This window comes from Anoxybacillus gonensis, from assembly GCF_001187595.1.
Taxonomy (GTDB): Bacteria; Bacillota; Bacilli; order Bacillales; family Anoxybacillaceae; genus Anoxybacillus; species Anoxybacillus gonensis.
The window spans coordinates 1,104,708-1,130,703 of the sequence record NZ_CP012152.1; the positions used below are offsets into that span (position 1 = coordinate 1,104,708).

Genomic DNA, 25,996 nt, shown 5'->3' on the forward strand with positions numbered 1-25,996 from the left:
AAATATGATTTTTTATTTGTACATAGAGAGGGGTACTCGGTTTATATGGAACAAGAAAAACATGTGTTTTCGATCGACTGGGCAGGTCGGCCGTTGACCGTTGAAATTGGCGAATTAGCCAAACAAGCAAACGGCGCTGTATTAGTGCGATACGGCGATACGGTCGTATTAAGTACAGCGACAGCATCGAAAGAACCAAAGAGCGTCGACTTTTTCCCATTAACAGTCAATTACGAAGAACGTTTATACGCTGTTGGTAAAATTCCAGGGGGATTTATTAAGCGTGAAGGACGTCCAAGTGAAAAAGCCATTTTAGCTAGCCGTCTCATCGACCGTCCGATTCGGCCATTATTTGCTGAAGGATTTCGAAATGAAGTGCAAGTTGTCAGCATGGTGATGAGCGTTGATCAAGACTGCTCACCAGAAATGGCGGCAATGTTTGGCTCTTCGCTTGCGTTAACGATTTCTGATATCCCATTTGAAGGACCGATCGCTGGGGTGACAGTTGGCCGTGTGAACGGTGAATTTGTGATTAACCCGTCTGTCGCACAAATGGAACAAAGCGATATGCATCTTGTCGTTGCTGGAACGAAAGATGCGATTAACATGGTGGAAGCAGGGGCGAATGAAGTACCAGAAGAAGTTATGCTTGAAGCAATTATGTTTGGGCATGAAGAAATTAAGCGGCTCATTGCATTCCAAGAGAACATTGCCGCAAAAGTTGGCAAAGAGAAGATGGAAGTCGTTCTGTATGAACTCGATGCCCAGCTTGAAGCGGACATTCGTGCTCGTGTGGAAGGTGAAGTGAAACGCGCGGTTCAAGTACCTGAAAAATTAGCGCGCGAAGCAGCAATTGAACAATTGAAAGCAGAAGTTGTAGCGGCGTACGAACAACAAGAAGCAGATGAAGAAACAATAAAGCAAGTGAAAGAAATTTTACATAAACTTGTTAAAGAAGAAGTACGACGCTTAATTACGGAAGAAAAAGTGCGTCCAGACGGACGAAAAGTAGATGAAATTCGTCCGCTTTCATCAGCCGTTGGACTTTTACCACGCACGCACGGATCAGGCTTGTTTACACGAGGACAAACACAAGCGCTTAGCGTATGTACACTCGGTGCACTTGGTGATGTGCAAATTTTAGATGGACTTGGTATTGAAGAAACAAAACGGTTTATGCACCATTATAACTTCCCGCCATTCTCAGTCGGAGAAACAGGAGCGATGCGTGGACCAGGACGTCGCGAAATTGGTCACGGAGCGCTTGGCGAGCGCGCACTTGAGCCGGTTATTCCATCTGAAAAAGAGTTTCCGTACACGATTCGCCTCGTATCAGAAGTGTTAGAATCAAACGGTTCGACATCTCAAGCGAGCATTTGTGCGAGCACATTGGCGATGATGGATGCGGGTGTGCCGATTAAAGCGCCAGTAGCTGGTATTGCGATGGGGCTTGTGAAAAGCGGTGAACACTATACGATTTTAACAGATATTCAAGGCATGGAAGATCATCTCGGTGATATGGACTTTAAAGTAGCAGGGACAGAAAAAGGGGTCACTGCTTTACAGATGGATATTAAAATTAAAGGTTTATCGCGTGAAATTTTAGAAGAAGCGTTGCAACAAGCGCGCAAAGGTCGCCTTGAAATTTTAAAACATATGATGCAAACGATTAGCGAACCGCGCAAAGAGCTATCTAAATATGCACCGAAAATTTTAACGATGCAAATTAATCCAGATAAAATTCGTGACGTCATCGGTCCAAGCGGAAAACAAATTAACAAAATTATTGAAGAAACGGGCGTAAAAATTGATATTGAACAAGATGGAACAATCTTCATTTCATCTGTAAACGAAGATATGAATCAAAAGGCGAAAAAGATTATTGAAGATATCGTTCGTGAAGTGGAAGTTGGACAAGTGTACTTAGGAAAAGTAAAACGAATTGAAAAATTTGGTGCATTTGTCGAATTGTTTAGCGGAAAAGACGGTCTCGTACACATTTCAGAATTGGCGGAGGAACGCGTCGGAAAAGTGGAAGATGTCGTTTCGATCGGCGATGAAATTTTAGTGAAAGTAACGGAAATCGATAAACAAGGCCGTGTAAATTTATCGCGGAAAGCGGTATTGCGCGATCAAAAAGAAGCCGAGCAATAAAAACGGAGCCTTGGGTTCACATCCCCTTGGCTTCTTTGCTGTGTGTAAAATTTTTTGGCGCTCGTTCTACCTTGTCCCTCTTGCACATACCCTCTTTATTAGAAAAGGAGGGGACGAAGTGTGCAGCGAGCGTTCTTTTTAGTCATGATCATATGTATGGCGGCAATCATCGTGCAAAATCCGTGGACGACGACGTATATCCACGAATTACGGCATATAACAGCAGCGAAACAAAGCGATCCGTTATACATTCAAATTATGGAACGGGCAAAACAATACAATATTCCTGCGCAAAACGCAAAAGTCGATCGCGTTTGGAAGGCGATTCCTGGCTACAACGGATTAGAAGTAGACGTTGAGGCATCATATAAACAAATGAAACGGAACGGAACATTTTCCGAACAACAGCTTGTATACAAACAAGTATCACCGACTATTCACTTGCATGATTTGCCACCGTCACCGATTTATCGGGGGCATCCAGATAAGCCGATGGTTTCTTTTTTAATTAATGTCGCATGGGGAAGTGAACATATCCCAAACATGTTACATATTCTTGAAAAATACAACGTTCGTGCCACATTTTTTTTAGAAGGTCGCTGGGTAAAAGAACATCCCCAACTTGCAAAAATGATTGCAGATGCCGGTCATGAAATTGGCAATCATTCATACAACCATCCAGATTTAAAAACGATGAGTAAACAAGCGATTCGTGAACAAATCGTCAAAACAAACGATGCCATTGAAGCAGCGACGGGAGTGAAACCTCGCTTATTTGCTCCGCCAAGCGGTAGCTATCGCGACGATGTCGTGCATATTGCCCATGAGATGGGGATGTACACGATTTTATGGACGGTCGATACAATTGATTGGCAAAAACCATCCCCGTCTGTTATAGTGGAACGAGTAACATCAAAAGTGCATAACGGGGCGATGATTTTAATGCATCCAACCGTATCGATGGTACAGGCGTTAGAGCCGTTAATTCAATCATTACAAAAACGAGAATACGCCATAAGTAATGTGTCCACATTATTAAGTGAGGAAAGAATTGTAAAAAGTAGGAGGAAGGGACTTGATTAAAACATATACATGTCAAAATGGGGTAAGAGTTGTACTCGAGCATATTCCAACGGTTCGATCTGTGGCGATCGGAATTTGGATCGGCACCGGATCACGAAACGAAAACGAACGAAACAATGGCATTTCACACTTTCTTGAACATATGTTTTTCAAAGGAACGAAAACGCGTACAGCGCGAGATATTGCGGAATCGTTTGATCGCATCGGCGGTCAAGTGAACGCATTTACATCGAAGGAGTATACGTGCTATTACGCGAAAGTGTTAGATACGCATGCGTCATTTGCGTTAGATATATTGGCGGACATGTTTTTCCATTCAACGTTTGTAGATGAAGAATTACAAAAAGAAAAAAATGTTGTATTTGAAGAAATTAAAATGTATGAAGATACACCAGATGACCTCGTTCACGACTTGTTGAGCAAAGCAAGTTATGGCAATCATCCGCTCGGTTATCCAATTTTAGGAACGGAGCAAACGTTAGCGACATTTACAGGCGAGACGTTGCGACAATATATGCATGAAACGTATACGCCAGATCGAGTTGTCATTTCAGTTGCCGGCAATGTTGACGATTCGTTTATTCAACAAGTAGAAGCTTATTTCGGATCATTTACAAGACAAAAAGGCGACGATGCCCATATCACACCAACGTTTTATCCAAATAAAATCGCACGCAAAAAAGAGACCGAGCAAGCACACTTATGTATCGGATTTAACGGATTGCCAATTGGTCACGAAGATGTGTATAGCTTAATTATTTTAAACAACATTTTAGGCGGAAGCATGAGCAGTCGCCTTTTCCAAGAAGTACGTGAGCAACGTGGATTAGCTTATTCTATTTTCTCTTACCATTCTGCATATCGTGACGGAGGAATGGTAACGATTTACGGGGGCACAGGAAGCCAACAGCTCGATCTTCTATTCGATACGATTCAACAAACGATTGAACAATTAAAACAAGATGGCATTACCGAAAAAGAGCTAGAAAATAGCAAGGAACAAATGAAAGGAAACTTAATGTTAAGTTTAGAAAGTACAAATAGCCGCATGAGCCGGAACGGAAAAAATGAGTTGTTGTTAGGGCGGCATCGCTCGCTTGATGAAATCATTGAAAGCATCGATCGCGTGACGAAAGAAAGCGTTGATCGGATGGCGCAAACGATTTTTACAGACAACTTCTCCGTTGCGCTTATCAGTCCAGAAGGAACATTGCCAAAAAGCCTGCAACAATAAACTTGCAGGCATTTTTTTATGCCTTTTTTTCTACAATGATAAAGAAAGGGGGGGAACATGTGCGACTAAGTGAACTGAGCGGAAAAGAAATTGTCGATATGAAAAGAGCAGAGCGGCTCGGCATTTTAGGACAGACAGATTTAGAAATTCATGAGCGAACGGGGCAAATTCAAGCGCTTCTTATTCCAACAACAAAATGGTTTGGGTTTCGAAAAGAAGGAACAGATATACGTGTACCGTGGAGCCGCGTAAAAAAAATCGGCTCGGATATGATTTTAATTGATGTCGATGATTAGACACCTCAAGCAGGGGTGTCTTTTTTCATTTTACGCTCACCGTTTGATGACCGGCATCATAAGATGTGAAAGTAACGATGGGCAAAAAACTAGATGTATAAGAGGGTGAATGAACTCATGCTGACAGGAATGCACGTTGCGATCATCGGTGGGGACGCTCGGCAGCTTGAAGTCATTCGGAAATTGATGGAACTTGACGCGAAATTGTCACTCGTTGGCTTCGATCAATTAGACCATGGCTTTGCTGGAGTAACAAAAATGAAAATTCATGAAGTAGATTTCCATGATGTAGACGCCATTGTTTTACCTGTCCACGGAACGAACATGGACGGTGAAATTCAAACGGTGTTTTCAAATGAAAAAATGACATTTACGGAAGAGTTACTTCGTCAAACACCGACGCATTGCACCGTTTATTCAGGGATTACAAATGACTATTTAGACCGTGTCGTCAAGTCGGTTGGGCGAAAACATGTTCAACTATTTGAACGGGATGATGTGGCGATTTATAACTCGATCCCGACGGCAGAGGGAACGGTTATGATGGTTATTCAACATACAGATGTGACGATTCATGGATCGCGCATTGCTGTTTTAGGATTAGGACGTGTAGGCATGACAGTCGCGCGGACGTTTGCCGCTTTAGGTGCACGAGTAAAAGTAGGGGCTCGCCGCTCCGAACATTTAGCGCGCATTGCAGAGATGGCGCTAGAGCCGTTTCATTTAAACGATTTAGAACAACACGTAAAAGATATTGATGTTTGCATTAATACGATTCCTCATCCCGTTGTGACCGCCAGTGTCATTGCGAAAATGCCCGCACACACATTAATTATTGATTTAGCTTCAAAACCGGGCGGTACCGACTTTCGCTATGCTGAAAAACGGGGCATTCAAGCGTTATTAGCGCCAGGGCTTCCTGGCATTGTTGCTCCGAAAACGGCGGGTCAAATTGTCGCGAACGTATTGTCGCAACTTCTTTCTGCAGATTTGAAAAAACGAAAGGAGAATAAAAAATGAACGTACAAGGAAAGCGGATTGGCTTCGGCTTAACAGGCTCACATTGCACATATGAGGCGGTGATGCCGGAAATTGAAAAATTAATTGCCAAAGGGGCGGACGTCATACCGATCGTTTCGTATACGGTGCAGTCGACAAACACGCGGTTTGGCAAAGGGGAAGAATGGGTGAAAAAGCTTGAAGAGATGACAGGCCATCAAGTCATTGATACAATTGTAAAGGCGGAGCCATTAGGACCGAAATTACCGCTTGATTGTATGGTCATTGCACCGTTAACGGGAAATTCGATGAGCAAATTAGCGAATGCGATGACAGATTCCCCTGTATTAATGGCCGCGAAAGCGACGATGCGCAATCATCGTCCGGTTGTTGTCGGCATTTCGACAAACGACGCGCTCGGTTTAAATGGGGTAAATTTAATGCGATTAATGGCCGCGAAAAATATTTACTTTATTCCGTTCGGTCAAGACGATCCATTTAAAAAGCCAAATTCAATGGTCGCTCACATGCCATTGTTGCTTGATACGGTAGAAGCCGCACTAGAAGGTCGGCAAATTCAACCGGTCATCGTCGAATATCGCCGTTCATAAATAAACAGTTGAAAGAAAATTTATAAAAAACGTCTCTCCTTTATGAATGAATGTGCTAAAATAAATGATATTAAAATTGTCTATGAGTTGGAAGGAGAAGGAGAAATGGAGCAAAAAGGATTACATGTCGCAGTTGTCGGCGCAACGGGAGCTGTCGGACAACAAATGATTCAAACGTTAGAAAAAAGAAATTTCCCGATTGCTAAACTATCTTTACTTTCATCGGAACGTTCAGCAGGGAAAAAAGTCATGTTTAAAGGTGAAGAAATTGAAGTGCAAGCAGCAAAGCCAGAAAGCTTTGAAGGGGTGCATATCGCGCTATTTAGCGCAGGGGGAGCAGTATCTAAACAACTCGCTCCGGAAGCGGTGAAACGCGGAGCGATTGTTGTTGATAATACGAGCGCGTTTCGTATGGACGAAAACGTGCCGCTCGTTGTTCCTGAAGTGAATGAAGCAGATTTACATGGGCATAACGGAATTATCGCAAATCCAAACTGCTCAACGATTCAAATGGTCGTTGCGCTTGAACCGATTCGTCAAGCGTTCGGATTAAAGCGCGTCATCGTCTCAACATACCAAGCGGTGTCAGGAGCAGGAGCGCAAGCGGTAGAAGAGTTAAAAACACAAACGGCGAACATGTTAAATGGTGAGGAAGTCACACCGGAAATTTTACCGGTTAAATCGGATCGTAAACATTATCCGATCGCATTTAACGCCATTCCACAAATCGATAAATTTCAAGATAACGGATTTACATTTGAAGAAATGAAAATGATTAATGAAACGAAAAAAATTATGCATATGCCTGATTTAGAAGTAGCAGCAACGTGCGTGCGCATTCCGGTCATGACGGGACATTCTGAATCTGTGTATATTGAAATCGAGCAAGAGGGCGTAACAGTTGATGAGTTGAAAGCATTATTAAAAGAAGCGCCAGGCGTCGTATTGCAAGATGATCCGAGCGAACAGCTATATCCGATGCCGCTATATGCAACGGGACAAAACGATGTATTTGTCGGCCGCATTCGTAAAGATTTAAATCGCGACACAGGGTTCCATTTATGGATCGTTTCTGATAACTTGTTAAAGGGAGCGGCGTGGAACTCTGTGCAAATCGCTGAAAGTCTTTTAAAATTAGGGCTTGTAAAAGCGTAAAATCATCATCGAGGTGTTGACGTTGAAAATAATCGTTCAAAAGTTTGGCGGCACGTCCGTTCGAGATGAACACGGCCGAAATTTAGCGCGCAAACATATTGAAAAAGCGCTGCAAGACGGTTATAAAGTGGTTGTCGTCGTTTCAGCCATGGGGCGAAAAGGAGATCCGTATGCAACGGATACGCTTCTTAGCCTCATTGACGGGGCGAATGCGCATGTGACAAACCGTGAAAAAGATTTGTTGATGGCGTGTGGGGAAATTATTTCAAGCGTCGTGTTTACAAACATGTTGAATAAGTGTGGGATAAAAGCGACAGCCTTTACCGGAGGGCAAGCAGGCTTTCGTACGAACAACGATCATACGAACGCGAAAATTATTGATATGCGTTGCGATCGTTTGTTGCGTGCTTTAAAAGAGAACGATGTTGTCGTTGTTGCAGGCTTTCAAGGTGTCGCTGAAAACGGAGATGTGACAACGATTGGGCGCGGAGGAAGCGACACGTCTGCGGCTGCGCTCGGTGCCGCGCTCGGTGCGGAATGGATCGACATTTTTACCGATGTGGAAGGCGTGATGACTGCAGACCCACGCATTGTAGAAAACGCACGACCGCTTGATGTCGTCACATATACAGAAATTTGCAATATGGCGTATCAAGGAGCGAAAGTGATCCATCCGCGTGCCGTCGAGATTGCGATGCAAGCAAAAGTACCGATTCGCATTCGCTCCACGTATTCGGATGCGCCAGGGACGCTTGTCACATCGATTGCGAAAAAAGGAAGCGATGTAAAAGAGCGATTAGTGACAGGAATTGCCCATGTTTCAAATATTACGCAAATTAAAGTGCCAGCAAAAGAGGGACATTACGATTTACAAGCAGAAGTATTTAAAGCGATGGCGAATGAAGGAATTAGTGTCGACTTCATTAACATTTCGCCAAATGGTGTCGTATATACGGTATCGAGTGACGTGGCAGATCGAGCGATTGCTACGTTAAAAAGGCTCGGTTATGAACCGACCGTCACGCGCGGTTGCGCAAAAGTGTCGACTGTTGGTGCGGGGATCGCTGGCGTCCCGGGTGTGACAGCAAAAATTGTTACAGCATTATCGGAGCGTGGCATTCAAATTTTGCAATCGGCTGATAGCCATACAACGATTTGGGTGCTAGTGAAGGAAGAACATTTAAAAGAGGCGGTCAATGCATTGCATGATGCGTTTCAACTTGCGGAACAGAAACAATACGACTTGAGTTAGGAGTGAAAAATTGTGGTTCAATTTGGTCAAATTGCCACAGCGATGGTCACCCCTTTTGACAATAAAGGGAATATCGATTTTGCGAAAACGACGCAATTAGTGAACTATTTAATTGAAAACGGCACGGATTCTCTTGTTGTCGCTGGAACGACTGGAGAATCTCCGACGTTAACGACGGAAGAAAAATTGGCGCTTTTTCGCCACGTGGTCGAAGTCGTTGACGGACGTGTACCAGTCATTGCTGGAACGGGAAGCAATAATACCCGCGCATCGATTGAATTGACGAAAAAGGCAGAAGAAATAGGTGTCGATGCAGTTATGATCGTCGCACCTTATTACAATAAGCCAAATCAAGAAGGAATTTATCAACATTATAAAGCCATTGCAGAGAGTACGTCGTTGCCTGTGATGGTGTATAACATTCCGGGACGGGCGGTTGTAAATATTTCTGTTGAAACGATTGTGCGTCTGTCACAAATTCCGAACGTTGTCGCTGTGAAAGATGCAAGCGGCAACTTAGACGCGATGACAGAAATTATCGCAAAAACGCGCGATGATTTTATGTTGTATAGCGGAGATGACGGATTGACACTTCCTGTATTATCTATTGGCGGAAGCGGTGTCGTTTCCGTTGCCTCGCATATTATTGGAAACGAAATGAAGGAAATGATTCAAGCGTTTATGCGTGGAGACAATAAGGAAGCAGCGAAGTTGCATCAGCGTCTATTGCCGATCATGAAAGCATTATTTGCCGCTCCAAGCCCTGTCCCAGTCAAAACGGCTCTACAAATAAAAGGGTTAGATGTCGGTTCTGTCCGCCTTCCGCTTGTGCCACTTACGGAGCAAGAACGTTTGCAGCTCATGAATGTGTTACAAGGTTAAAAGAAAGGGAATTCATCCCTTTCTTTTTTATTGTTGAATCAGTTATAATGGATGTAAGTGACTTTGAGCGGGTGAGTTTGTTTGACTGTAGGAGGATTTTAGGATGAAACAAGCAGAGAAAATTCGTGTATTTGCCCTCGGCGGCGTTGGAGAGGTAGGAAAAAATATGTATGTCGTCGAGGTGGATGAAGACATTTTTGTCTTAGATGCAGGACTCATGTTTCCAGAGGATGAAATGTTCGGCATTGATATGGTCATTCCTGATATTACGTATTTAGTGGAGCAACAAGAACGCATTCGAGGCATTTTTTTAACGCACGGTCATGACGATCATATTGGGGCGATCGCGTATGTACTGCGGAAAATTACTGTCCCTGTGTACGGGGCGAAATTAACGCTCGCGCTCATGGAAGAAAAATTAAAAGAGCAAGGAATTACATCGAAAGCAAAGCGCATCGAAATAAACGCGAATAGCGAAATTGTATTCGATAAGGCTGTCGTATCGTTTTTTCAAACAAATCATAGCATTCCAGATTGTCTCGGCGTGAGCATTCATACGTCCCAAGGCGCCATTGTATATACGAGCGATTTTAAATTTGATCAAACGCCTGTTGGCATATGTCGTACGGATTTTGGTAAAATGGCGCAAATCGGAGCGCAAGGAGTGCTTTGCTTACTATCCGATAGCACGAATGCGGAAAAACCGGGATATACGGGTTCTGAAGCGATTGTCGGACAAGAAATTTCCGATGTCATTTACAATGCGAACGGACGCATTATTGTTGCTTGCTTTGCATCAAACATTACGCGCATTCAACAAGTGTTAAATGCTGCACGCGATCATAGACGAAAAGTCGTCATTATGAGCCGTCATATGCATAAAGTAATTGATATTGCCGTGCGTCTTGGATATTTAAAATTCGATGAAAATATGATCATTCCGATGAGCGAAGTAGATCGTTACGATGATCGGGATTTAGTCATTTTAACGACAGGCAACCAAGGAGAACCAATGGCGGCGCTTGCACGCATGGCCAAACAGGCGCACAAATACATCAATATTAAAGAAGGAGACACAGTGATTGTCGCTTCTTCTCCAATGCCGGGACATGAGTTATTTATTGCTCGTACAATTGATGCTTTATATCGTGCAGGAGCGAATGTCGTGTACGGTCAACGTCAAGTGCATGTGTCTGGACACGGATACCAAGAAGAATTGAAGTTAATGATTAATTTCATGAAGCCGAAATATTTCATTCCGGTACATGGAGAGTTTCGCATGCAAAAGGCGCATGGGAAAATTGCCCAAGCGGTCGGCATTCGCCAAGATGCGATCTTCTTAATTGAAAAAGGAGAAGTGATCGAATTCCGTAACGGTCACGCCCGTTTTGGCGGCAAAGTGCCAAGCGGTCAAATTTTAATTGACGGATTAGGCGTTGGCGATGTAGGAAATATCGTATTGCGCGATCGCCGCTTACTTTCACAAGATGGAATTATGATTGTTGTTGTTACATTAAGTAAACAGCAAAAACGCATTGTTGCCGGTCCAGAAATGATTTCTCGCGGTTTTGTATATGTGCGTGAATCGGAAACGCTTTTTGAAGAATCCGTTAAAATTGTGAAAGAAATTGTTGAAAAAAGCATGGAAGACTATGTTATGGAATGGTCTTCATTAAAAACAAATATTCGTGACGCACTAAGCCAATATTTATTTGAAAAAACAAAACGAAAGCCGATGATTTTACCAATTATTATGGAAGTGTAAAACAACATGCTCAAAGTCAAGAAAACACCTGCATTTCGCAGGTGTTTTTTGTATGAACAAGACGATGTTCACGTATACTAACGACATCATGTAACAGAAAGGGGATTATGATGGAAGAACGAGATGTACCTCAAGAGGAAACGAAGCCGTCTCCGGCAGAAAATATTGTTCAGCTCGGTCAAACAAATGTCCCGCAGCTTTCTTCCGATTCAACGATCCATTGTTTAACGATCGTCGGACAAATTGAAGGGCATATTCAATTACCTCCGCAAAACAAAACGACAAAATATGAGCATATTATTCCGCAAATTGTAGCAATTGAACAAAATCCAAATATTGAAGGATTGCTTGTCGTATTAAATACAGTTGGAGGGGATGTGGAAGCGGGGCTAGCCATTGCGGAAATGTTAGCATCGATGTCCAAACCGACTGTTTCTATTGTGCTTGGTGGAGGACATTCAATCGGAGTGCCAATTGCTGTGTCGTGTGACTATTCGTTTATTGCAGAAACGGCGACGATGACGATTCATCCGATTCGTTTGACGGGTCTTGTCATCGGTGTCCCACAAACGTTTGAGTATTTAGATAAAATGCAAGAGCGCGTCGTCAATTTTGTTGTGAAGCATTCAAACATTAGCGAAGAAAAGTTTAAAGAACTCATGTTTTCTAAAGGAAATTTAACACGTGATATCGGAACGAATGTGGTGGGAACAGATGCGGTAAAGTACGGTTTAATTGACGAGGTCGGAGGGCTATCGCAGGCGATGCGCAAATTGCGGGAATTAATCGATCATTCTAATCAACGAGGGGCGATGTTACAATGATTTTACATACCATCGTTCCGGAATTTATCGTTTTTCAAACGAATGAGGCGGAGTATAAAAAACAACGCATCGTTCAATATAACGGGGTGTCTTTACTTGTGCAGCAAACAGAAACGAATGAGTATGAAATTGTGCGGGTGCTAAGCAGCGATCCACAACATTATTTAACGTATGAACCGGGCACAAAACTTTATGCGACATCACTACAATTTATGGTATAATAAGAACAAGCAGCCACGCTTTACTGTTGGCTGCTTTTTCACCTTATATGTTGGAGTGGGCGAAATGGGAAAGAAAAATAAGCGTCGCACAAACAAACAAGATCAATGGAAAAAAACATTGCGCTTTGAATTCATCGGATTGACGATGCTAGCATGTACAGTCATCGCGATGGCAAACGTCGGAGCTGTCGGGCGTTCACTCGTTTTTGCTACTCGCTTTTTTATGGGAGAGTGGTATATCGTTGCGTTATTAGGGGCGCTTGCTATATCGCTATACGTGATTTGGAAGAGGGCATGGCCTCCGTTTTTTCAACGTGTTCTCGTTGGATTGTACTTGATCGTTCTTTCATTATTGTTGTTTAGTCACGAAGCGCTATTTCATATTTTATCAAGAAATGGAAAATTAATAAACCCGAGCATTATTCGAACGACGTGGGAGTTGTTTTGGAAAGATGTGCGCGGGGAGAGCGGTTCTTTTTCTGATTTAGGTGGTGGTATGCTCGGCGCTTTATTGTACACAATTAGCTATTATTTATTTGATCAATTAGGAACAAAATGGATTGCTTCCCTATTGATGATACTTGGCGTGTTGCTTTTAACAGGAAAAACGTTGCGTGATACAGCAGGAAAAGGAATTGAATGGTTTGTTTCATTTATGCGGACGCAAACGAAAGCAGTTATCGCCGATGTTCGTTCGTTTTTCAATCGTCCGAAAAAAGAAAAACAACCGCAGACACATATTGAAGTTGTGACAGCGCTAGAGGAAAAAGAGAAAGAGGAAGACGAAGACGAAACGATCGTCGTGGAAGGTCCTGTCATTTCCAACTTCAATGAAGGAGCGGAAGAAGAAAAGCCGATCGTATTTACGCAAACACATGAAACAGATTACGCGTTGCCGCCAATTGATTTGCTTTCTCCTCCGAAGGCGGTTGATCAATCGCGGGAAAAAGAAAGTATTTATGAAAATGCCCGCAAGCTTGAAAAAACGTTTCAAAGCTTTGGTGTAAAGGCAAAGGTAACAAAAGTGCATATCGGTCCAGCTGTCACAAGATACGAAGTATATCCGGATGTCGGTGTGAAAGTAAGTAAAATCGTTAGTTTAAGTGACGATTTAGCGCTCGCTCTAGCGGCAAAAGACATTCGCATTGAAGCACCGATTCCCGGAAAATCAGCGATTGGTATTGAAGTACCAAATGAAGAAATTGCGATGGTTTCTTTACGCGAAGTATTAGAAGCGAAAGAAGCCGATAAACGAGAGGCGAAACTGTTGATCGGACTTGGGCGCGATATATCGGGACAAGCCGTGCTTGCTGAACTAAATAAAATGCCACATTTACTCGTTGCTGGTGCGACAGGTAGTGGAAAAAGTGTATGTATTAATGCCATTATCGTTAGCTTGCTTATGCGAACGAAACCGCACGAAGTGAAAATGATGATGATTGATCCGAAAATGGTTGAGCTAAGTGTATATAATGGCATTCCGCATTTGCTTTCCCCGGTCGTAACTGATCCGAAAAAAGCGTCCCAAGCATTAAAAAAAGTAGTAAGCGAAATGGAACGGCGATATGAGCTCTTTTCACATACGGGCACGCGCAATATTGAAGGATATAACGAATATATCGAGCGCCATAATGAAACAGCAGAAGTCAAGCAACCGCTTTTACCTTACATTGTCGTTATCGTTGACGAACTAGCCGATTTAATGATGGTTGCTTCAAGCGATGTAGAAGATTCTATCACTCGCCTTGCCCAAATGGCCCGCGCAGCAGGCATTCATTTAATTATTGCCACGCAGCGTCCATCTGTTGATGTCATTACGGGCGTCATTAAAGCAAACATCCCGTCTCGCATCGCATTTAGTGTATCATCACAGACGGACTCGCGAACGATTTTAGACATGGGGGGAGCTGAAAAATTGCTTGGGCGCGGTGATATGCTCTTTTTACCTGTCGGTGCGTCTAAACCTGTTCGTGTCCAAGGAGCTTTTGTGTCCGATCAAGAAGTAGAAAATGTCGTACAATATGTCATTTCACAGCAAAAAGCACAATACGAAGAAACGATGATCGCGCAAGATGATGAGCCGACAGAAGCGTTTGACGATGAGTTGTTTGATGAAGCGGTTCAGCTCGTCATTGATATGCAAAGCGCATCTGTTTCGATGTTGCAGCGGCGATTTCGTATCGGCTACAACAGAGCGGCACGTTTAATTGATGCGATGGAAGCTCGCGGCATTGTCGGACCTTATGAAGGAAGTAAACCGCGCGCTGTGCTTGTATCGTCAAACGATCAAGCAAAAACGTCATGAAAGAGGCTGAAAAACAAGCCTCTTTTTTGTATAAATGGAGCATAATAATGATATATTATTAAAATCGCTTACATATGATTTCATACGACTTTTTTCGACATTTTTTTTATTCGCTATTTATTTATGAACGAAAAAATGTTATATTATTAGTAAGAAATTTGTCTAACATCAGATGTCTGATATCTAAGGTGGGGGATGGTGAATGTCTGTTAAATCTGATCATCGACACTTATATTTACAAGTGATTGATCGTATTAAAAAAGATATTGAACAAGGGGTATATAAGGAAAAAGAAAAACTCCCTTCTGAGTTTGAATTGGCAAAACAATTAGGAGTAAGCCGAGCGACATTGCGGGAAGCATTACGAGTATTAGAAGAAGAAAATGTCATCATCCGCCGCCACGGTGTCGGGACGTTCGTTAGCTCTCGCCCGATGTTCACTTCAGGTATTGAACAACTAAGTAGCGTGACGGAGATGATTCGCCAAGCGGGGCGTAAACCAGGGACGATTTTTTTATCTTCTTCCATTCAGAAGCCGACTGAAGATGATATAAAGCGCTTTCAATGTCATAAAGAGGAAGATTTACTCGTTGTTGAGCGGGTGCGAACAGCGAATAACGAACCGGTCGTATATTGTATTGATAAAGTACCTTGTAAATATTTACCTAAAGGAATTGCTTATGAAAATGAGTCATTATTAGAAATATTACATAATGAAGCGAATCGGTATATCGCGTATGCTGTTACACACATTGAACCGCTCGGCTATCACGAAAAAGTGTCACCGATTTTACAATGCGAGCCGGAAACAGCGCTTTTAGTTTTAAAGCAAATGCATTTTGACGAAAATGACGAGCCGATTTTATATTCGATCGACTACTTCAAATCAGATAAGTTTAGTTTCCACGTGTTAAGAAAACGCGTATAGCTTATTCAAGCGCTTATCCTGTTAAGGAGGTGACATGGGCGGGAGAAGGATATGTATACATCTCACATTTCACTTTTTTACTAATCCATACTTTAATTTAAGGGGGTAATGATTGATGAAGAAAAAGCGTTTTGGATTATCGATGTCTTTATTATTGACTGCCGGCATGCTTCTTGGCGGCTGCGGACAGGCGAAAGAAGAGCCGAAAAAAGAAGAAGGAAAAGCGTCTGAATTTAGCGTAGCGATGGTTACGGACGTTGGTGGAATTGACGATAAGTCGTTCAACCAATCAGCATGGGAAGGATTACAAAAATTTGGTGAAGAAAACGGATTGAAAAAAGGAAAAGGTGGCTATGACTATTTACAGTCACAAAGCGATGCGGATTACGCAACAAACTTAAATAAACTTGTACGTAACGACTTTGACCTTATTTTCGGTATCGGTTTCTTAATGACAGATGCCATTACAGAAATTGCGGACCAAAAACCAGACAATAAGTTTGCGATCGTCGACAGCGTTGTTGAAAAACCGAATGTCGCAAGCATTACATTTAAAGAGCATGAAGGTTCATTCCTTGTTGGTGTTGTCGCTGGTTTAATGACAAAAACGAACAAAATCGGTTTCGTTGGCGGTATGGAAATTCCGTTAATTGAAAAATTCGAAAGCGGCTTCATTGCAGGGGTAAAAGCGGTAAACCCAAATGCGACAGTTGAAGTGCAATATGCAGGTGCGTTTGATAAAGCGGATAAAGGAAAAGCCATTGCTTCAAGTATGTACGCTTCTGGTATTGACGTGATTTATCATGCAGCTGGTGCGACAGGAAACGGTGTATTTTCTGAAGCCATCGACTTGAAAAAACAAGATCCGAACAAAGAAATTTGGGTCATCGGTGTTGACCGCGACCAATACGAAGAAGGAAAAGTGCCTGGAACAGATAAAAGCGTAACATTAACATCCATGGTAAAACGTGTTGACGTTGCGGTATACGACTTAGCGACAAAAACGAAAAACGGCAACTTCCCTGGCGGTCAAGCAGTTGAGTACGGCTTAAAAGAAGATGGTGTAGGCATTGCGCCAACAACGAAAAACAACGTTCCTGAAGACGTATTGAAAAAAGTGGATGAGTGGAAACAAAAAATTATTAACGGAGAAGTGAAAGTACCTACAACTCGCGCTGAGTTGAAATAAATAAACGGCTGTTCTCCGAAGAACGTGTTTCTTCGGAGAACCACTAAATGAAGGGTTGCAACATGTTGCAGCTTTTCATTTAGTGATTTTAACAAGCTCACATAAGGAGTGGATCACGTTTGGAATACGTAATTGAAATGCTAAATATCCGCAAAGTTTTTGGAAATTTTGTGGCAAACGATAACATTACGTTGCAATTGAAAAAAGGGGAAATTCATGCGTTATTAGGTGAAAACGGCGCAGGAAAATCGACGTTAATGAACGTGCTATTCGGTTTATATCAGCCGGATGGTGGGGAAATTCGTGTAAAAGGAAAAAAAGTAAATATCGCCAATCCGAACGTCGCTAACGACTTAGGAATTGGAATGGTGCATCAACACTTTATGCTCGTTGATACATTCACAGTAACGGAAAACATTATTTTAGGAAGTGAACCGACAAAAGGCGGGCAAATCGATATTGAGCGTGCAGAAAAAGAAGTGCGTGAACTATCAGAGCGTTACGGTTTGGCGGTGGATCCGAAAGCGAAAATTGCAGACATTTCTGTCGGAATGCAACAACGTGTAGAAATTTTAAAAACGTTATATCGCGGGGCAGATATTTTAATTTTTGACGAACCGACGGCGGTCTTAACCCCACAAGAAATTCAAGAGCTTATCCAAATTATGAAAGCGCTTGTACGTGAAGGAAAATCGATTATTTTAATTACGCACAAATTAAAAGAAATTATGGAAGTGTGCGATCGTGTGACCGTCATTCGACGCGGAAAAGGCATCGGTACATTAAACGTATCAGAAACAAACCCGAACGAACTCGCTGCACTCATGGTTGGGCGTGAAGTGCATTTCAAAACGGAAAAACAACCTTCGAAAGTCGGAAAACCTGTCCTTGAAATTGAAGATTTAGTCGTGAAAGACTCACGTGGCATTACAGCAGTCGACCATCTCCATTTAACCGTCCATGCAGGAGAAATTGTCGGAATCGCAGGGGTAGACGGAAATGGACAGACAGAGTTAATTGAAGCGATTACTGGTTTAATGAAGTCGGAATCGGGTTCTATTCGTTTAAATGGAAAAGAGATTCGCAATTTGACACCTAGACAAATTACCGAAACGGGTGTAGGCCATATTCCACAAGATCGCCATAAACATGGTCTTGTCCTTGACTTCCCAATCGGGGAGAACATGGTGCTACAAACGTATTATAAAGAGCCATACTCGAAACGCGGCATTTTAAACTTTAAAGCGATTTACGATAAAGCACGTCAGCTTATCCAAGAATTTGACGTTCGTACGCCAGATGAATATACGAAAGCACGGGCTTTATCTGGGGGCAATCAACAAAAAGCCATCATTGGCCGTGAGGTAGACCGTGACCCAGATTTACTCATCGCTGCGCAACCGACACGCGGACTTGACGTGGGAGCGATCGAATTTATTCATAAACGTCTTATTGAACAGCGTGATAAAGGGAAAGCGGTATTGCTCGTTTCATTCGAATTAGATGAAATTATGAACGTCAGCGATCGCATTGCCGTAATTTATGAAGGAAAAATCGTAGCTATTGTCGATCCGAAAGAAACGACAGAACAAGAGCTTGGCTTGTTGATGGCAGGAAGCAAATGGAAGGAAGCGGGTGTATCATCATGAGTGAAAATCGTTTAACGAACATTCTCGTCCCTGTTTTTGCAGTTATTCTTGGAATTATTGTGGGCGCAATTGTCATGATCGTGAGCGGTTATGACCCAGTGGCCGGATATTCTGCCTTATTGTACGGGGCTTTTGGTGATCGATATTATATTGGGGAAACGATTCGTCAAGTGACGCCATATATTTTAGCAGGGTTAGCGGTTGCCTTTGCGTTTCGTACAGGGCTATTTAACATCGGCGTAGAAGGACAACTCATCGTCGGTTGGCTTGCAGCCGTTTGGGTCGGCGTTGCCTTTGAGCTTCCAAAAGTGATTCACTTGCCACTTGCAATTGTTGCGGCAGCACTTGCAGGTGCGCTTTGGGGATTTATTCCCGGGTTTTTAAAAGCGCGCTTCCGCGTTCATGAAGTTATCGTGACGATTATGATGAACTATATTGCGCTATACGTATCGAATGCGGTCATTCGTTCCGTTTTATCAGATCAAGGCTTTAAATCGGAAAAAATTCATCCGTCAGCATCGTTACGTTCAGAGTTTTTACAGTCTTTAACTGATTACTCCACGCTTCATTACGGTATTATTATTTCATTAATTGCGGCTGTTGTCATGTGGTTCTTGCTTGAGAAAACGACGACAGGATATGAACTTCGTGCCGTCGGTTTTAACCAACATGCATCGCATTATGCAGGGATGAACGTCAACCGCAATATTATATTAGCGATGGTCATTTCAGGGGCATTTGCAGGTATTGCCGGAGCGATGGAAGGGCTAGGAACGTTTGAAAACGTCTCGGTCAAGGCTGGATTTACCGGAGTCGGATTCGATGGAATTGCGGTTGCCCTCCTTGGTGGAAATAACGCATTCGGAATTATTTTAGCAGCGATCTTATTTGGAGCGTTAAAAGTTGGAGCGCTTGAAATGCCATCAGCAGCCGACGTGCCAACAGAACTTGTTGACATCGTCATTGCGTTGATTATTTTCTTCGTTGCTTCAAGCTACTTAATTCGTCTTGTGCTTACGCGCTTCAAAAAGGAGGGAAAATAAATGTTACACATCCTTGAAATTATTATTCCTTCCGCGATTTTCTTTGCGGCACCTCTTATTTTTACGGCGCTTGGTGGCGTATTTAGTGAACGTTCCGGCGTTGTCAATATCGGATTAGAAGGATTGATGGTCATCGGTGCATTTACCGGTGTCGTGTTTAATTTAACGTTTGCCGATCAATTCGGTGAATGGACACCATGGCTTGCGATGCTTGTGGCGATGGTTGTTGCTTCGATTTTCTCGCTTATGCATGCGGTCGCGGCGATTTCGCTTCGCGCGGACCAAGTCGTTAGCGGGGTGGCGATCAACTTTTTAGCATTAGGATTATCGTTGTTCCTTGTGAAAATGTGGTATGGAAAAGGTCAAACAGACCAAGTGCAAGTTGGTTTTGATAAAATTGACATTCCAATTTTAAGCAAAATTCCGATTCTCGGTCCGATTTTATTTTCAAACGGATATATTCCATCTTATTTAGCGATTGTATTAGCATTTGTCGTATGGTATGTCATTTACAAAACGCCGTTTGGACTTCGTCTTCGTGCTGTTGGGGAACATCCGATGGCGGCGGATACGATGGGAATTAACGTTGCAAAAATGCGGTATATCGCAGTCATGTTAAGCGGTGCGCTTGCAGGAATTGGCGGTTCGATTTATGCAACGATTATTTCACGCGATTTTAGCCATGCAACGATTTCTGGACAAGGGTTTATGGCGCTTGCTGCGATGATTTTCGGAAAATGGCATCCACTTGGTGCGATGGGAGCAGCGCTTTTCTTCGGATTTGCACAAAGTTTAAGTATCGTTGGACAGGCGATTCCGTTTTTGAAAAACGTACCAACCGTTTACTTGCTCATTTTGCCGTATGCATTAACCATTTTAGCGCTAACTGGATTTATCGGACGTGCAGATGCGCCAAAAGCGCTCGGTACACCATACGTAAAAGGAAAACGTTAATAGGGAAAAGACTTCGGGACAGCCCGAAGTCTTTTTTTCACGCTTTTGATCACGCATAATAAAAGTAAGGAGGGGATTTCATTGCATAAATTAGTTGATCAATTATTTTTTGAACTGCAACATCCCGTAACGATTGAATCGCGCGATTTTGAATTGCTTGCATATAGCGGTCATCACGATGAAACGGATGAAGTGCGCATGCGCACCATTTTAAGCAAGCGAGCATCCGCTCATGTGTTCCATTATTTACATGAACACGGATGGATGAAAAAAATTGAACAAGCAGACAGAGTCGTTAGCATTCCTCCACTCCCTGAGATTGATCTTGGTGCACGCGCTGTCGTTTGTTTAAAACATGCTGGGAAAGTGTACGGCTATCTTTGGGTGCAGGTAGCACTCCACGATTTGACAGACGAACAACGGAGACGTATCGAAGAAGTAGCAAAAGAGGCTGCTCAAATATTACACGAACAAATGGGGAAAAGATACAAACGGCAAGAAGAAGTTCATGACCTTTTTCTGCGCTTTATTCAATATCGTGATATGAGCGAACGAGACGTTCAAATGGAACTACAGTTGCTTGGGGTAACGTTTCCTTCGCGATTTGCTGTTGTCGTTTTTCATGTCGAACATCATGAGAGCATAGATGACGTTCGCCAATATGTAACATGGGTGTCAAAAACGACACATGCCCCAATCTTTTTTATTCATCACCATCATCCGTTTTTGCTTATTGTCGGGGAAACACCGACGCAACGCCCGATCGATGTAGTGAACATGATGATCACAAAATTGCAACAAGATTTTCATTGTCGAATCGATCACGATGTTCTCGTTGGCATTGGCAATGAATATAACGGGCTGCAAAAACTGCGCGACAGCTATAAAGAGGCGATGGAAGTCATTCATTTGAAAAAGCATATGGATGAGCCGTTACCGCATGCTTATCGTGATTTAGGTATTTATCGCATCGTTCCATTTATATACGAACAGTATAAACAGCGTCGCTATAAAAACGAAGCAATTATGAAACTAAAAAAGCACGATGAACAACATGGAACCGATTTTTTACATACGCTTCGTGCGTACATTCAACACGACTGCAACATGAAACAAACAGCTGAAAGTTTATACATTCATCCGAATACGTTACATTATCGACTAAAGCGCATGCAGTCGATTACAACGCTTCCGCTGCACGATTTTGAACAACGAATGATGTTATATATCGATCTCCTTTTATACAAATATAAGGAAAGTGTTGTGGATGAGCAACAAAAATAAGTAGAAATGATTATATATTGACGACAAACAATTTTCAGAAAGTATAAATTATAATGAATCGTAGAATATGTGACAAAATCGTGAAAGGATCGATGCATGTGACTGTACCATACAAACATGAACCGTTTACAAACTTTACAATTGAGCAAGAAGCAGCTGCGTTTCGTCAAGCGCTTGCTTATGTTGAAACACAACTAGGACAAGTGTATCCAATCATTATTGGAGGGAAACGAATCGTTACGGAAGAAAAAGTGGTGTCGACGAACCCTGCGAATAAACAGCAAGAGGTTGGGGTCGTATCAAAAGCGACGAAAGCGCTTGCTGATGAAGCGATGGAAGCGGCACTTTCTGCATTTGAAACGTGGAAACGTGTATCGCCAAAGGCGCGCGCCGATGTGTTGCTGCGCGCAGCAGCGATGTTAAGAAGAAGAAAACATGAATTTTCCGCATGGTTAGTGAAAGAAGTCGGTAAGCCGTGGAAAGAAGCAGATGCGGATACAGCGGAAGCGATTGACTTTTTAGAATATTACGCTAGACAAATGATTTCCCTTGCAGAAGGTGTGCCTGTGCTTAGTCGTTCAGGAGAGTCCAATCGATTTTTTTATGTGCCGCTTGGCGTCGGATTAATTATTTCACCGTTTAATTTCCCGCTTGCGATTATGGCTGGAACGACGGTTGCGGCGATTGTGACAGGAAATACGGTCATTTTACGACCATCCGATCGTGCTCCAATTGTTGCTGCAAAGTTTGTTGAACTGATGGAAGAGGCCGGTCTTCCTCAAGGAGTATTAAACTATTTGCCGGGAGGAGAAGCAGAAGTTGGAGAATATATTGTCGAACATCCGCAAACGCGCTTCATTTCTTTTACAGGATCGCGTGCCGTTGGATGTCGCATTTATGAACGGGCAGCTATCGTTCAACCAGGACAAAAATGGTTGAAGCGTGTCATCGCAGAAATGGGTGGAAAAGATGCGATCATCGTTGATCGGGATGCGGATCTTGAATTAGCCGCACAATCGATCGTTGCTTCCGCATTCGGTTTTTCAGGGCAAAAATGCTCGGCATGCTCGCGTGCCATCGTTCTTGAAGATGTATATGACGAAGTGCTTAGTCGCGTCGTTGAGTTAACAAAGCAATTAAAGGTCGGCAATCCACAAGAGCAAAGCACTTTTATGGGACCTGTCATTGATCAAGTATCGTACGATAAAATTATGAGCTATATCGAAATTGGCAAGCAAGAAGGGAAGCTTATGACAGGAGGCGAAGGAGACGATACGACAGGATTTTTTATTCAGCCAACTGTGTTTGCAGATGTTGCCCCAACTGCGCGAATCATGCAAGAAGAAATTTTTGGTCCGGTCGTTGCGTTTACGAAAGTGCGTACGTTTGATGAAGCGCTTGAAGTGGCGAACAATACAGATTACGGATTAACAGGGGCGGTCATTTCAAACAATCGTGCTCATTTAGAAAAAGCGCGCGAAGAGTTTCATGTTGGAAACTTATATTTTAATCGCGGTTGTACCGGAGCGATTGTCGGCTATCATCCGTTTGGCGGGTTTAACATGTCAGGAACAGATTCTAAAGCAGGTGGTCCAGACTATTTATTGCTCCATATGCAAGCAAAAACAGTCAGTGAAATGTTTTAAAAGGGGGAATGGCCATGCTTGCACAACTATCGAAAAATATTTTTTTATATGCTTCACAAAGCAAAATGTTAAATCAAGCGGCGAAAAAATGGGGGCTCCGTTTCGGAGCTTCCCAAGTTGTTGCAGGGGAAACGATTGAAAGCGCTATCAAAAAAGTTCGTGAACTAAATGAAAAAGGGCTCGTTTGTACGCTCGATCATTTAGGAGAGTTCGTTTCAAGTCGCGAAGAAGCCATTGAAGCGACACAATATAACATCCGCACGTTAGAAGCCATTCATCGTGCAGGCGTTCAAAGCAACTTGTCCGTCAAATTGACGCAGCTTGGGCTTGATATTGACTTTGATTTTTGCTTAAACAATATGCGTCAAATTGTTGAAACGGCGAAACGATACAACAACTTCGTGCGCATCGATATGGAAGATTCAGCGCATTGCCAAGCGACGCTCGATTTATTACACGAACTACGCCGCACGTACGACAACGTTGGAACGGTCATTCAAGCATATTTATATCGCGCTGAACAAGATGTAAAAGATTTGAAAGGAGTATCGCTTCGTTTAGTGAAAGGAGCGTATAAAGAGCCGCCAGAAGTGGCGTTTCAAGAAAAACAACAAATTGATGAGAACTACATGAATATGATTCGTCTTCACTTATTAAGCGGAAGTTATACAGCGATTGCCACACATGATCATCATATTATTGAAAAAGTAAAAAAGTTTGCGAAAGAAAATAATATTCCGCGTAACCAATTTGAGTTTCAAATGTTATATGGCTTTCGAACAGATATGCAACAACAGCTTGCAAAAGAAGGCTATACGATGCGCGTATACGTTCCATTCGGGAATGATTGGTTCGGCTATTTCATGCGCCGATTAGCAGAACGTCCACAAAACGTCGCGTTCGCATTAAAAGGCTTTTTTGGAAAATAATTTTTTGTACAAATTGTGAACATATTTTAGTATAATGATACGTACAAAGGGGTTTTTATAGACAACAAAGGAAGGGGAGATTGTTTTGGTTATTACATCTGTCGTTGTGTATATGGTGGGGATGTTATTCATCGGATATTGGGCGTATAAACGGACATCGAACTTGTCTGATTATATGTTAGGCGGACGAACGCTCGGTCCAGCCGTTACCGCATTGAGCGCGGGAGCATCGGATATGAGCGGTTGGTTGTTGCTCGGATTGCCGGGAGCGATGTATGCGCAAGGGTTAAGCGCTTCATGGATTGTGATCGGATTAGCCCTTGGAGCGTATGCGAACTGGTTATACGTTGCTCCACGTTTACGAGTATATACAGAAGTAGCGAACGATTCGATTACGATTCCATCGTTTTTAGAAAACCGTTTCGGTGATACATCGAAGTTATTGCGTCTCGTTTCTGGATTCGTCATTATGATTTTCTTTACCTTTTACGTTTCTTCTGGTCTCGTTTCTGGCGGGGTCATGTTTAAAAATTCGTTTGGCACAGATTATCATACAGGATTATGGATTGTAGCTGGTGTTGTTGTCGCATACACATTGTTCGGGGGATTTTTAGCGGTCAGTTGGACGGACTTTGTGCAAGGACTCATTATGTTTATTGCGCTTATTCTCGTGCCGGTTGTGACGCTTATGCACATTGGGGGATTAACTGAAACGACGACAACGATTCGCGATATGGATCCGAACTTGCTTGATTTGTTTAAAGGGACAAGCGTTGTCGGTATCATCTCGCTATTTGCATGGGGACTTGGCTATTTCGGTCAGCCGCACATTATTGTTCGTTTTATGGCGATTTCATCAGTGAAAGAAATGAAACAAGCGCGCCGCATCGGAATGGGCTGGATGATCTTTTCATCTGTCGGTGCGATGTTAACAGGTCTTTTTGGAATCGCTTACTTTAAACAAGCAGGCATGAAGTTGGAAGACCCAGAAACAGTATTTATTAAACTTGGGGAAATTTTATTCCATCCGCTTATTACAGGATTTTTACTTGCAGCCATTTTAGCGGCAATTATGAGTACGATTTCATCTCAATTGTTAGTGACATCTAGTTCACTAACGGAAGATTTATATAAAATTTTATTCCGTCGCTCAGCGTCTGATAAAGAGCTTGTATTTGTCGGTCGCTTATCTGTCCTACTTGTATCGATTGTTGCCTTATTGCTCGCATACGAGCAAAATAATACCATTTTAAATCTTGTCGGTTATGCATGGGCAGGATTTGGGGCTTCATTCGGTCCTGTGATTATATTAAGCTTGTACTGGCGCCGTATGACAAAATGGGGAGCGCTTGCGGGAATGATTGCAGGAGCAACGACAGTCATCGTCTGGGCGAATTCCTCATATGCAAGCGTCATGTACGAAATGGTGCCGGGCTTTATCGCCAGCTTTGTTGCGATTGTCATTGTCAGCTTATTCACAGCTACACCTGAAAAACGTGTGACAGAGCAATTTGATACGTTTAAACGTACGATTTCATCATAAGAAAAAGGTGTCCGAACAGGGCACCTTTTTTGTGCTTGCATGACTTCGAG

At 42.7% G+C, this 25,996-nt stretch carries 22 protein-coding genes; all 22 read left to right on the forward strand.

What is annotated here, in order from left to right; translation table 11 throughout:
- Window positions 1-45 precede the first annotated feature (45 nt).
- A complete protein-coding gene (gene pnp / locus AFK25_RS05900; RefSeq protein ID WP_035065811.1) occupies window positions 46-2,154 on the forward strand; it encodes a polyribonucleotide nucleotidyltransferase in 2,109 nt (702 codons plus the stop codon).
- 156 nt (window positions 2,155-2,310) lie between these two features.
- Window positions 2,311-3,237, forward strand: a complete 927-nt coding sequence (locus AFK25_RS05905) for a polysaccharide deacetylase family protein (protein ID WP_081957725.1) — start codon at window positions 2,311-2,313, stop codon at window positions 3,235-3,237.
- On the forward strand, window positions 3,230-4,471 hold the full coding sequence (locus AFK25_RS05910) for a M16 family metallopeptidase (RefSeq protein ID WP_035065808.1): 1,242 nt from the start codon (window positions 3,230-3,232) through the stop codon (window positions 4,469-4,471). Before AFK25_RS05905 ends, AFK25_RS05910 begins: the two co-directional genes overlap by 8 nt.
- A gap of 59 nt (window positions 4,472-4,530) precedes the next feature.
- Window positions 4,531-4,767, forward strand: coding sequence for a YlmC/YmxH family sporulation protein (locus AFK25_RS05915; RefSeq protein WP_003394797.1), 237 nt, complete (start codon window positions 4,531-4,533; stop codon window positions 4,765-4,767).
- A gap of 117 nt (window positions 4,768-4,884) precedes the next feature.
- Window positions 4,885-5,787: a dipicolinic acid synthetase subunit A gene (gene dpaA / locus AFK25_RS05920; protein ID WP_240468826.1), complete on the forward strand. Its 903-nt coding sequence runs from the start codon at window positions 4,885-4,887 to the stop codon at window positions 5,785-5,787.
- Window positions 5,784-6,377, forward strand: a complete 594-nt coding sequence (dpaB, locus tag AFK25_RS05925; RefSeq protein ID WP_009362530.1) for a dipicolinate synthase subunit B — start codon at window positions 5,784-5,786, stop codon at window positions 6,375-6,377. The genes dpaA and dpaB overlap by 4 nt, the downstream gene beginning before the upstream one ends.
- 105 nt (window positions 6,378-6,482) lie before the next feature.
- Window positions 6,483-7,532, forward strand: coding sequence for an aspartate-semialdehyde dehydrogenase (gene asd, locus AFK25_RS05930; protein ID WP_009362531.1), 1,050 nt, complete (start codon window positions 6,483-6,485; stop codon window positions 7,530-7,532).
- 22 nt (window positions 7,533-7,554) lie between these two features.
- Complete coding sequence (gene dapG, locus AFK25_RS05935) at window positions 7,555-8,784, forward strand: aspartate kinase (RefSeq protein WP_009362532.1); 1,230 nt, start codon at window positions 7,555-7,557, stop codon at window positions 8,782-8,784.
- A gap of 12 nt (window positions 8,785-8,796) precedes the next feature.
- On the forward strand, window positions 8,797-9,666 hold the full coding sequence (gene dapA, locus AFK25_RS05940) for a 4-hydroxy-tetrahydrodipicolinate synthase (protein ID WP_019418459.1): 870 nt from the start codon (window positions 8,797-8,799) through the stop codon (window positions 9,664-9,666).
- 103 nt (window positions 9,667-9,769) lie between these two features.
- Complete coding sequence (locus tag AFK25_RS05945; RefSeq protein WP_026011827.1) at window positions 9,770-11,431, forward strand: ribonuclease J; 1,662 nt, start codon at window positions 9,770-9,772, stop codon at window positions 11,429-11,431.
- A gap of 110 nt (window positions 11,432-11,541) precedes the next feature.
- Window positions 11,542-12,255 carry a ClpP family protease gene (locus AFK25_RS05950; protein ID WP_019418460.1) on the forward strand — a complete coding sequence of 238 codons (714 nt, stop codon included), beginning with the start codon at window positions 11,542-11,544 and terminating at the stop codon, window positions 12,253-12,255.
- Window positions 12,252-12,476 carry a YlzJ-like family protein gene (locus AFK25_RS05955; protein WP_009362536.1) on the forward strand — a complete coding sequence of 75 codons (225 nt, stop codon included), beginning with the start codon at window positions 12,252-12,254 and terminating at the stop codon, window positions 12,474-12,476. The genes AFK25_RS05950 and AFK25_RS05955 overlap by 4 nt, the downstream gene beginning before the upstream one ends.
- Window positions 12,477-12,540: 64 nt before the next feature.
- Window positions 12,541-14,781: a DNA translocase FtsK gene (locus AFK25_RS05960; protein WP_035065802.1), complete on the forward strand. Its 2,241-nt coding sequence runs from the start codon at window positions 12,541-12,543 to the stop codon at window positions 14,779-14,781.
- A gap of 202 nt (window positions 14,782-14,983) precedes the next feature.
- Window positions 14,984-15,709: a GntR family transcriptional regulator gene (locus tag AFK25_RS05965; RefSeq protein WP_009362538.1), complete on the forward strand. Its 726-nt coding sequence runs from the start codon at window positions 14,984-14,986 to the stop codon at window positions 15,707-15,709.
- 115 nt (window positions 15,710-15,824) lie between these two features.
- Window positions 15,825-16,898 carry a BMP family lipoprotein gene (locus tag AFK25_RS05970; protein WP_009362539.1) on the forward strand — a complete coding sequence of 358 codons (1,074 nt, stop codon included), beginning with the start codon at window positions 15,825-15,827 and terminating at the stop codon, window positions 16,896-16,898.
- Window positions 16,899-17,017: 119 nt separating this feature from the next.
- Window positions 17,018-18,547 (forward strand): ABC transporter ATP-binding protein, encoded by a 1,530-nt coding sequence (locus tag AFK25_RS05975; protein WP_035065800.1) that lies wholly within the window; start codon window positions 17,018-17,020, stop codon window positions 18,545-18,547.
- Complete coding sequence (locus AFK25_RS05980) at window positions 18,544-19,590, forward strand: ABC transporter permease (protein ID WP_009362541.1); 1,047 nt, start codon at window positions 18,544-18,546, stop codon at window positions 19,588-19,590. The genes AFK25_RS05975 and AFK25_RS05980 overlap by 4 nt, the downstream gene beginning before the upstream one ends.
- Window positions 19,591-20,544 carry an ABC transporter permease gene (locus AFK25_RS05985; RefSeq protein ID WP_009362542.1) on the forward strand — a complete coding sequence of 318 codons (954 nt, stop codon included), beginning with the start codon at window positions 19,591-19,593 and terminating at the stop codon, window positions 20,542-20,544. It begins immediately after the preceding gene.
- Window positions 20,545-20,625: 81 nt separating this feature from the next.
- Entirely contained in the window at window positions 20,626-21,828 is a 1,203-nt protein-coding gene (locus AFK25_RS05990; RefSeq protein ID WP_035065797.1) for a PucR family transcriptional regulator, read from the forward strand.
- Window positions 21,829-21,926: 98 nt separating this feature from the next.
- On the forward strand, window positions 21,927-23,474 hold the full coding sequence (gene pruA / locus AFK25_RS05995; RefSeq protein ID WP_128713016.1) for an L-glutamate gamma-semialdehyde dehydrogenase: 1,548 nt from the start codon (window positions 21,927-21,929) through the stop codon (window positions 23,472-23,474).
- A 14-nt stretch (window positions 23,475-23,488) separates the two neighbouring features.
- On the forward strand, window positions 23,489-24,403 hold the full coding sequence (locus AFK25_RS06000) for a proline dehydrogenase family protein (protein ID WP_009362545.1): 915 nt from the start codon (window positions 23,489-23,491) through the stop codon (window positions 24,401-24,403).
- A gap of 85 nt (window positions 24,404-24,488) precedes the next feature.
- Complete coding sequence (gene putP, locus AFK25_RS06005) at window positions 24,489-25,946, forward strand: sodium/proline symporter PutP (RefSeq protein WP_019418467.1); 1,458 nt, start codon at window positions 24,489-24,491, stop codon at window positions 25,944-25,946.
- Window positions 25,947-25,996 lie beyond the last annotated feature (50 nt).